The organism is Candidimonas humi (assembly GCF_019166065.1).
In the GTDB taxonomy this organism is placed as follows: domain Bacteria; phylum Pseudomonadota; class Gammaproteobacteria; order Burkholderiales; family Burkholderiaceae_B; genus Candidimonas; species Candidimonas humi.
Window position 1 is genome coordinate 111,305 of record NZ_JAHTBN010000010.1, and the last position, 9,131, is coordinate 120,435.

The window sequence follows — 9,131 nt, forward strand, 5'->3', positions numbered from 1 at the left end:
CGTTCAGCTTGCGTTCATTTTCGGGCGGCGGTGCGGCGCTTCAGGTGCTGCGCCGTTCCATCAGCGCCCAGGCGATGGTGCCGGCATCCACGTATTCGAGTTCGCTGCCGGCAGGCACGCCGCGCGCCAGCCGCGTCACCGCGAGCCCGCGGGCGTGCAGCAGCTCGGACAAATAATGCGCCGTGGTCTCGCCTTCGGCGGTGAAATTGGTGGCCAGAATCACCTCGCGCACCACGCCGTCGCAGGCCCGCTGCAACAGGCGATCGAACTGCAGGTCGCCGGGCCCCACGCCCTCCAGCGGCGCGAGGCGGCCCATCAACACGTAGTACAGGCCGCGGTAGCCGTGGCTCGACTCGATCATGTTCTGGTCGGCCGGCGTTTCCACTACGCACAGCACGCCGGCGTCGCGCTTGGGATTGAGGCAGGTCGCGCAGACCTCGTCCTCGGTGAAGCTGTTGCAGCGCGCGCAATGGCGCAGGCCGTGCACGGCGCTGGACAAGGCGCGGCTGAGCGAGTCGGCGCCGGCCGGGTCGCGCTGCAGCAGGTGGTACGCCATGCGCCGCGCCGAGCGGGCGCCGACGCCCGGCAAATGGCGCAGGGCCTCGATCAGCGCTCGCAGCGGCTCGGGCTCGGGCAGCAGCTCGTCCATCAGAAGGGCAGTTTCATTCCCGGAGGCAGGGGCATGCCGGCCGTGACCGACGCCATTTTCTCCTGGGACGCGGCCTCGGCCTTGCGCAGCGCGTCATTGAAGGCCGCGGCCACCAGGTCTTCGAGCATGTCCTTGTCGTCGCCCAGCAGGCTGGGGTCGATGGACACGCGCCGCACATCGTGGCGGCAGGTCATGGACACCTTGACCAGGCCGCCGCCCGAGGCGCCCTCGACCACGATATCGGCCAGCGCTTCCTGGGCCTTCTTCATGTTTTCCTGCATTTGCTGGGCTTGCCGCATCAAGCCGGCAATCTGGCCTTTCATCATGATGAACTATCCTGTCTGAATAAACTGTCTGAATAAAAATCGCAAAATATCCGAACGGCCCCGGAACCTGCACACGCCGGAACGGCTAGCCACTTCGGCGCGGGCATGCCAGGGCCTGTTGGTGTCGGCGCTAAGCCGCCTTGGGCTCGGTGCTCTCGGCCCGCACGGACCCGGCCACCACCGTCGCCCCGAAATCGTCGATCAAGGTTCGCACCAGCGGATCGTCCTGCACCGCCTGCTCGGCTTCTTTCTGGCGTGCCGCGCGGCGCGCCTGCTCTACGGCGTGCGCGGTGTCTTCGCCTGTGCGGCCGTATTCCACGTCGAGCTCGACCACGGTGCCGAAATGTTCCGACAACACCGTGCGCAGGCGCGACTTGCCCGGGCTTTCGGCCAGGGATCGCACGGCGACCCGCAGGCGCACCCGGGCGCCTTGCGAGCCGAGCCACTCGCTCTGGCGAGCGAGTTCCGCGGCCAGCCCCGTCAGCGGCAGCTTCGCGGCCAGTTCAGGCCAGGCGCCGGCGCTCATGTCGGCCAGGCGGGGCATGTCGGCGCGCGGCGCTTGCTGCGCAAACATCGCGCCGGCGTCGCCCATGGCCTGGTCCAGCGGCATGTCGTCCCGCTCGTAGGAGGCATCGTCGATATCGGTATAGCCCGAAGCATCGGCCATCGGCCCGTCTTCCCAGGCGGGGATATCGTCGCCGTAGTCCGGGGGCTCGTCGGATGCTGAAGCATCCATCGCACCATCTTGCGGCGCGCTGTCTTCGAACGCAGCATCGGCCGGCGCTGAATCTTCGTGCGCATGGGCATCGGGCACGCTGCCGGCCCGCACCTGGCTGCCCGCCGCGGCATCGGCCGCCGCAGCATCGAGTTTCGTGGCGGCGCCCCGGGAACGCGCCGCGAGTATGGCCGCCACCGCCGGGCTGGGCTGCGGCGCCGCGGCCGGGCCATCGGGCCTGTCCGCCTCGGGTGCCGGCGCGGCCGCCGCGGCTTGCGCGACAGAGGCCTGCGGCGCCGTTTGTGCAGGTGCCGTTTGTGTGGACGCTGTTTGTGCGGACGCTACTGGCGCCGGCATCGACACCGGCGGAGTTGATGCCGGCGTCGCCTGAGCGGCTGCCGCTTGCACAGCGGCAATTTGCACTGGGGCGGCTGGCGCGGGGCTTGCAGAATCGACGGCAGATTCAGCCGCGGACACCCCCGGGCCAGCCTCGCGCGTGGAATGTGCATCGCGGGCATCGGCCATGCCCGACACGGCCGATGCCGTGGAACCCGCGGGCCCGGAGGCCGGCTCGGCGGAACCCTGTGCGGCAGGCGCGGGCGCAGCGGCCGCGGCAGACACGGCCGGCGCTGTCGCGCCCCGGGCTTCGGCCGCAGGCGGCAGCGAGGCACGCGCCCCGTCTTCAGGCGCCGGCGGCGCCACCGCCAGCATGCGCAGGCAGGCCATGACGAAGCCTGCGTATTCGTCGGGAGCCAAGGCCAATTCCTGGCGGCTGTGCACGGCGATCGAATAGAAAAGCTGGACCAGGTCGGGATGCAGATGCCCCGCCAGGGCGCGCAGGTCGCCGGCCAGTGGATCGTCGTCGGGCAGCACGGCGCCGACGCGCTGTTCGATCGCAACGCGCGACAGCATCACGGCCAGGTCGGCCAGCGCCCCCGAATACGACAGTCCGCGCGCGGCCAGTTCGTCGGCTACGTCCAGCACTTCGCGCGCGCTGGAATCGGCCAGGGCCTGCAGCAGCCGCAGCAGATGGCGCTGGTCTATGGTGCCCAGCATGCCTTGCACCGCCTCGGCGGTGATGCGCCCGGCGCTGTAGGCGATGGCCTGGTCGGTCAGCGACAAGGCATCGCGCATGGAGCCCGCGGCGGCCTGGGCCAGCAGGCGCAGCGCCGGCGTCTCGGACTCTATGCCTTCTTGTTCCAGCACGCCATGCAGGTGCGTGACGATGGATTCGGCGGCCATCTGCTTGAGATTGAACTGCAGGCAACGCGACAGCACCGTGACGGGGATCTTCTGCGGATCGGTGGTGGCCAGTATAAACTTGACGTGCGGCGGCGGCTCTTCCAGCGTCTTGAGCATGGCGTTGAAGGCATGCCCGGTGAGCATGTGCACTTCGTCGATCATGTAGACCTTGAAGCGGCCGGCGCTGGGCGCGTACACCGCCTGTTCGAGCAATTGCGTCATTTCCTCGACGCCACGATTGGAGGCGGCATCCAGTTCGAGGTAGTCGACGTAGCGGCCGGCATCGATTTCCGTGCAGGCCCGGCAAGTGCCGCAAGGGGTAGGCGTGATGCCGGTCTCGCAGTTCAGGGACTTGGCCAGGATGCGCGACAAGGTGGTCTTGCCCACGCCGCGCGTGCCGGTGAAGAGCCACGCGTGATGCAGGCGCTGGGTCGCCAGGGCGTGCGTCAGCGCGCGCACCACGTGGTCTTGGCCGACCAGGGTGTCGAACGAGCGGGGACGCCACTTGCGCGCCAATACCAGATAAGTCATGCCGGAGTTTTTGCCCAAAAACCTGGAGGATAAACGAAAAGTTTACCGGATTCGACAGGAAGCCGGGGCATGCAGGCGCACAGGGAAGAATGGGGCCGGCATGGCGCCGGGGCCGCTGCGCCCGGCCAGCGTCTTGCGTGGCTGAACCAGGGGCCGGAATCGGATGGGCGCGCCGCAATCGAATATGCGCGCCAGCCCAAGGATCCGGCAAACGAGACGCCAGGCACGCAGGCGCAAGAAAAGAAAGGAGAAATGAAAGAGGCGAGCCTTACTTCGGCACTGACCCTGAACGACTGTGGCTGCTTCGTTCCCGACCTGACCAGGTTCACCGCCGGACCATGCGAAGGGACCCGCCCATCCGAAGTTTAACAGGACTGGCGCGCCCTGTCCTGGCTCGACAGTCGTGCCACATCTGGGCCACATCTGGGCCACATCTGGGCCACATCTGGGCCACATCCGGGCCGCAAACGCGCCAGAACGCCGTTCTTCCGCTCTTCTTAACGGACGCAGACCGGCGAGCACAGGGCCAGTGCCATCCGACACTATCCGACACGTGACGGCGCGCAGCGGCGCCATCGGCCAGCCGGCCGCAACGCGCCTCAGCAATCCACCCAGAGATCGGCCCGCGGGAAATACAGCGCGCCCCGGGCCGGCCTGCCGTCCAGCGCCTCGACCTGGCGGGAGTAGCGGCGGATCTGCTCGGCGTAGCGCCCGGCCATGCGCTCGGCGTAGGCCTCGAGGCTTTCGCCCTCGTGCGGCACGCCGGTCTTGTAGTCGACCACCAGCCAGCCGCCCTCGTGGGAAATTGCCAGATCGATCACCGACACCCGGCCGGAGACATCCAGCAGCGACCATTCCCGATGCGCACCGGCCGCCTCGAGCAGCCAGCGGCCGCGCTCGCTGGCCAGCGTGGCCTGCAGCGTCTCGCCGACGGCGCGGGCGGCCTCGGCCAGGTCCGCCTCGGCCACGCCGGCGCGGCTCAACTGGCGGCGTATCAGGCCCAGGCTGGCCTCGACGCGGGCGGGCGGCCATTGCGACAAGCCGTCGCGGCCCAGGCGTTCCAGCCAGGCATGGGCCACCGTCCCGGCCATGGACTCGTAGCCGGATTCGGCCGGCCAGACCCAGGCACCGGAGCCCCCTCGCCTGCCCGGCGCAACGCCAGCCGATGTGCCGCCCCCAGGGGTGCCGTCCGGCGCCGCCACAGCGCCCGCAGCCGATATATCAGCCGCCGGAGCACTGGCTCCCCGAATGCCGGCCACCGGGGTGCCGGCCACCGGAATGCCGGCCACCGGAATATCTGCCGCCGGAGCACCGGCCGCTGGGCCGCCGGCTGCATTGAATTCGCCGGCTGCTTCAGATTCGCCGGCCGCGGCCACGAACTGCTGCGCCGGTCCGACCTGGCGCAGGCGCAACAGCCGGCGCGGCGGCGCGGCGGCCGGCAAGGCCGGCGCGGCCGAGGGCTCCTCGAGCCGCGGCGGCAGTTGCGGCATTTCCAGTTGGTCCCACAAGCGTCCCAGCAGGCTTGCGGCGGCAGGCTTTTTCACGCCCTCTTCGCCCGGCGTCACCGTGGCGATCAAATGCAGGCGCTCGCGCGCGCGCGTGGCGGCCACATACAGCAGCCTGTCGGTCTCATGGGCGGCGCGCTTCTTCTCGCGCTCCGCCAGGTAGGACGACACCGGATCGGACTGTTCCGAGGCCCGGCCGCGTATGGGCCCCAGCAGCAGGCGGCCCTCGCTCTGCTCCAGGCGGATCAGCGGCGCGGTGTCGCCGCGGGGCCGGCGATGCAGGCCCATCAGGATGACCGTGCCGAATTCCAGGCCCTTGGACTTGTGTATGGTCATGACCTCGACGGCGCGCCCTGCCCCGTTGGGCGCGGCATAGAGTTGCTGCAATTGCCGGTCCAGCTCGGCCGGATCCAGCCCGCCATAGGGCGCCAGCGCCTCGATCAGGCGCAGCACGCTTTCGACATCGGCGCGATCGCCGGCCCCCGGGTATGCGGCCGGGCCGCCCAGCCGGCGCCAGCAATCCTCGAGCCATGCTGCAAAAGGCATCGCCCCCGAGCGGTTGCCGCCGTCCAGCAAGACCCGCGCCGCGAGACGCAGGCGCGCGGCCTCGTCCGCATCGAGGCCGGGATCGCCTTGGGCGTCGCGCCGCAGCCATTGTTCGAGCAAGGCCGCCGGGGCGCGGCCGTGGTCGTCCCCGAACAAGGCGTGCAGGCTGGCCAGCTTCAGGCCGCACATGGGCGCGCGCAGCACCGACAGCCACGCCAGGCGGTCGCCCGGATGCGCCAGCGCGCGCGCCAGTTGCACCAGATCGCTGACCACCTGGCGCGAGGCCAGCGGCACCAGTTCCACGGCGCGGCAAGGGATGCCGGCCTCGCCCAGGCGGCGCACCAGGCTGCCCAGGTGCGAGCGGGCGCGCACCAGCACGGCTACCGGCGCCGGGCTGTCCGGATCTCGCTCCAGCGCCTCGCGCGCCAGGCGCACGGCGATCGCCTCGCTGTCCTCGTCGGGCCGGCCGGCGGCCTCGTCCTCTTCGTCTTCGGCCTGCGCATGGGCGCCGGCGCCCGGCGCGGCCGCATCATCGCCCGCCACGACGGGATGGAACTGCATGGCGGGGCCCGGCAAAGCCTCGTTGAACGCAGCGGAAGGCGTATAGGGAATCGCGCCCATGGCCGCATCGGGCAAGGCCGGGAACATGGGCCCGAACACCCGGTTGACCCAGTCAACCACACCTGCCTGCGAACGGAAATTGTCGGTCAGGCGCAGCGATTCGAGCGCTATGCCGCCCAGGCCTTCTTCCTGCACCTTCAAGAACCAGCCCACTTCGGCCTTGCGGAAGCGGTAGATAGACTGCATGGGGTCGCCCACCAGGAACAGCGTGCGCCCGTCGCCGGGCTCCCAGCCCGCGGTCAGGCGCCCGAGCAGATCGATCTGTGATTGGCTGGTGTCCTGGAATTCGTCGATCAGCAAATGGCGTATGGACGCGTCGAGCCGCAGCAGCAGCTCGCCCGGATCGTCGGCCTGCCCCAGCGCCTGCAGGGCGCGCTGCGAGATCTCGATGAAATCCACTTCGCCGGTTTGCGCGAAGCGCAGGTTGAGCTGGGCGCAGGCCAGCCACAACACCGCAATGAGCGCCTGCAGCGTCTCGATCTGCTGCGCGTCGTAGCCCTGGCCCGGCACGCCGCGGATGGCGGCCAGCCGCTCGACCCAGGGCTCGTTCTCGTCATGGCTTTGCAGCCATTGCAAGAACGGCTCTTTATGCGCCGATTTCGGCGGAAAGCCCTGGTTCTTGTTGACCGTACGCCGCAGGCCGCCGGTGGCGGTCAACAGCAGGCGCGCAAGCGCCTGCCACTTGGGCAAGTCCCGCATGCATGCATCGAAGGGCCGGCTGTCCCAGTCTTCGAGCACGGCCAGGTCCAGCATCCCGGACTGCGGCGGCACGGTATTGCTCGCGGCCGGCACGACCGAAGGCGCGAGCTGTTGCGCCCAGCCCGCAGGCATGCAGGCGAGCAAGCCGCGCAGGTCTTCCTCGATAGCGTCCTCCAGGTGCGCGAGCAGTGTCTGCGCATCGGCGCCCTGTCCCAGCAGCGGCAGCCACTGGTCGCGGTTGCCCAGCATGCCGCCTATGAGATCTTGCGCCGCCCGCAGGTCTATATCCATGTGCGCCAGGAAGCGCCGCACCGAATCGTCGTCGTCCGCCATGGCAAGCGTGGCGCGGGCCGCCGCGGCGTAGTGTTCGCGCGCGTCGTCGCAGATCGCGGGCATGCCGCCCAGCGCGCTGGACCAGGGCATGGAGCGCACCAGCCAGGCGCAGAACGAATCGATGGTGCGTATGGCCAGGCGCGCCGGGTAACGCAGCAAGTCCCAGCGCAGTTCGGCATCGCGCTGCATGACCTGGCGCGCCAGTTCCCAGCTGCGCAGCTTGTGTTCCTCGCCCGACTCGGGGCGCGGGCCCGCGCCGTCGCGCAGCTTCTTCATGACCCGCGCATGCATTTCGCTTGCCGCCTTGCGGGTGAAGGTAATGGCCACGACTTCTTCAGGCCGCTGCACCGTCGCCAGCAGCGCCAGGATGCGGTCGGTGAGCAACTCGGTCTTGCCCGATCCGGCCGGCGCCTGGACCACGAAGGAACGGCCCGGATCGAGGGCGGCGGCGCGCGCCGCCGCGTCGCTAGGCGCCCTGGCCGGCATGTCCGGGCTCCTCTTCTTCGAGACGCAGGAAAGGCAGCACATCGCAATATTTCATGTCGTCGCGACGCAGGAATTCGTTGCGGGCGATGCCGGCCGCATATTCGCCGGCAAGCTGTTCCACGGCCGCGCGCCAGCGCCGCAGCAGATCGTCCCAGGACAGGCCGGCGCATTCCGGCCAGTCCTGCAGGCCGTTCAGGCCGGCCAGGCCAATGTCGCCCTCGGCCAAGCCCTTGGCCTCGACCTGGCGCGCATGCAGGCGCACCAGCGCCAGCGCCGCCACGCGCGCGCCCTCGCCGCCCACCACGGCCGCATAGAGCGGCAGCTGCAGATCGACGGGCCGGCTGCGCGTCCAGCTGGACTTGGGATCCAGGCGTCCCGCGCCGGATTTGTAATCGATGATCATGCGGCTGCCGTCTTCAAGTTCGTCGACACGGTCCAGGCGCAGCGACAGTTCCAGGGTTTCATACGACCAGCGCTGTTCGTCTTCCCGCCCCAGCACGCGGAAGGGCTGGCGCTGCCGCTCCAGTTCCAGCCAATCCTTCAATACCTTGCGGGCACGTTCGATCTCCAGGGCGCGCAGCGCCGGACCATAGGCCTGCAGGCAATCGTCGGCCGCCTGGTTCAGCGACTCGTCGACCAGCGCGGCCAGCCCGCCATCGCCGGCCAGCCTGCACAACGCCTCGTGGCTGCCCATCGTGCCCCACGCCACTTCCAGGGCGCGATGCAGGAAGTTGCCGCGCGCATTGAGGTCGGCCAGCTCGGCATAACCGTCCAGTTGCACGGCGCCCAGCCGATACTTGACGTAGGCCCACAGCGGATTGCGCGACTGGGTGTCCAAAAGCGCGCTGCCGCCGCGCGTCACGCTGCCGGCGGCGAGGCCGGGCCCGCGGTCGTCGACCAGGCTTTCCATATCGGCCGGCCCGGGCTCGGGGCTGCATACGTTCAGGCTGCGCGCCGGCAATTCCGCAATGAAAGGGCTGGGACGCAGTTCGCGCTCGCCGGCGCGCTGCGCGTGGCTGATGCGCACCTGCGGGCCGCTGCACAGCAAGTCCGCATAGAGTTCCGCCGCCCATTGCAGTTCGCGTTCGGGCGTGGCGCGCGGCGCGCCGGCGCGCCGCAGGGCGGCCAGCGGAATCAAGGGATTGGGCCGCGGCGCTGCGGGCAAGACCTCGTCGTCCAGCCCCAGCACCCACACACCGTCCCAGCGGCCGCCCTCGGCCTCAAGCAGGCCGAGCACGTCGAGCCGCGCCGCCGGATCGCGCTGCGGCTGGAATGCGGTCTCGGCCAATAATTGTTCCAGCAGGCCCAGCGCGGAACGGAAATCCTGCGGCCCCAAAGCCGCCGACAGCCCCGCCAGCCCGCGCATCCTCAAGGCCATGAAGCGCCCCGCCTTCGAAGACCGCACGCTGGGGCGCATCCGGCAATGGCGCGAGGCCTGTCCCGAGCTGACCCTGCGCTCGACCTTCATCGTCGGCTTT

At 69.8% G+C, this 9,131-nt stretch carries 5 protein-coding genes and 1 other RNA gene; all 6 read right to left on the bottom strand.

The window, feature by feature from the left end; all coding sequences use genetic code 11:
• Nucleotides 1-40: 40 nt before the first annotated feature.
• Complete coding sequence (gene recR / locus KVP10_RS18225; protein ID WP_217966158.1) at nucleotides 41-649, bottom strand: recombination mediator RecR; 609 nt, start codon at nucleotides 647-649, stop codon at nucleotides 41-43.
• The gene (locus KVP10_RS18230; RefSeq protein WP_217966159.1) at nucleotides 649-975 is read right to left on the bottom strand and encodes a YbaB/EbfC family nucleoid-associated protein; all 327 of its coding nucleotides are present in this window, start codon (nucleotides 973-975) and stop codon (nucleotides 649-651) included. The genes recR and KVP10_RS18230 overlap by 1 nt, the downstream gene beginning before the upstream one ends.
• 130 nt (nucleotides 976-1,105) lie before the next feature.
• A complete protein-coding gene (dnaX, locus tag KVP10_RS18235; RefSeq protein WP_217966160.1) occupies nucleotides 1,106-3,463 on the bottom strand; it encodes a DNA polymerase III subunit gamma/tau in 2,358 nt (785 codons plus the stop codon).
• Nucleotides 3,464-3,720: 257 nt separating this feature from the next.
• An RNA gene (gene ffs / locus KVP10_RS18240) (signal recognition particle sRNA small type) lies at nucleotides 3,721-3,818 on the bottom strand.
• Nucleotides 3,819-4,062: 244 nt separating this feature from the next.
• The gene (locus KVP10_RS18245) at nucleotides 4,063-7,653 is read right to left on the bottom strand and encodes a UvrD-helicase domain-containing protein (RefSeq protein ID WP_217966161.1); all 3,591 of its coding nucleotides are present in this window, start codon (nucleotides 7,651-7,653) and stop codon (nucleotides 4,063-4,065) included.
• Nucleotides 7,634-9,031, bottom strand: coding sequence for a PD-(D/E)XK nuclease family protein (locus KVP10_RS18250; RefSeq protein WP_343218767.1), 1,398 nt, complete (start codon nucleotides 9,029-9,031; stop codon nucleotides 7,634-7,636). The genes KVP10_RS18245 and KVP10_RS18250 overlap by 20 nt, the downstream gene beginning before the upstream one ends.
• Nucleotides 9,032-9,131 lie beyond the last annotated feature (100 nt).

Coding starts and splice junctions, on each gene's coding strand:
- dnaX (WP_217966160.1), bottom strand. CDS start 3,463: ATGACTTATCTGGTATTGGCGCGCAAGTGGCGTCCCCGCTCGTTCGAC.
- recR (WP_217966158.1), bottom strand. CDS start 649: ATGGACGAGCTGCTGCCCGAGCCCGAGCCGCTGCGAGCGCTGATCGAG.
- KVP10_RS18245 (WP_217966161.1), bottom strand. CDS start 7,653: ATGCCGGCCAGGGCGCCTAGCGACGCGGCGGCGCGCGCCGCCGCCCTC.
- KVP10_RS18230 (WP_217966159.1), bottom strand. CDS start 975: ATGATGAAAGGCCAGATTGCCGGCTTGATGCGGCAAGCCCAGCAAATG.
- KVP10_RS18250 (WP_343218767.1), bottom strand. CDS start 9,031: ATGGCCTTGAGGATGCGCGGGCTGGCGGGGCTGTCGGCGGCTTTGGGG.